Origin of the sequence: Pantoea sp. Fr+CA_20 (assembly GCF_024520835.1) — a bacterium.
Lineage (GTDB): Bacteria > Pseudomonadota > Gammaproteobacteria > Enterobacterales > Enterobacteriaceae > Pantoea > Pantoea allii.
In genome coordinates, this window is sequence record NZ_JALNPN010000057.1 from 1 (window position 1) to 376 (window position 376).

General features: G+C 47.9%; 1 tRNA gene. It reads right to left on the reverse strand.

Features of this window, described 5'->3' with window-relative positions:
- Positions 1-109 precede the first annotated feature (109 nt).
- Positions 110-185 (reverse strand) — tRNA-Glu (locus NR177_RS23785).
- Positions 186-376 lie beyond the last annotated feature (191 nt).

Here is a 376-nt window from a genome sequence, read left to right on the forward strand (position 1 = left end):
TTTCAAATTTTCAGCTTGTTCCGGATTGTTAAAGAGCAATATCTTAAACACGACTCGTAAGTCATCTTTAAGATATGGGGGCAACACCTTTCACCTGTCACCAAGCAAGTGGCGTCCCCTAGGGGATTCGAACCCCTGTTACCGCCGTGAAAGGGCGGTGTCCTGGGCCTCTAGACGAAGGGGACGTGAAATACTTGTGCAACAGACACGGGTAATTTCACGTGAAGGTGAGATTATATAATCAGGCGACAATAGTTATTGTTACCGCACCCCAACGCGTAGACGCTTTGCTCATTACTTTTCTATCAGACAATCTGTGTGAGCACTACGCGGGAAGGTATCTTCAGGTAAGGAGGTGATCCAACCGCAGGTTCCC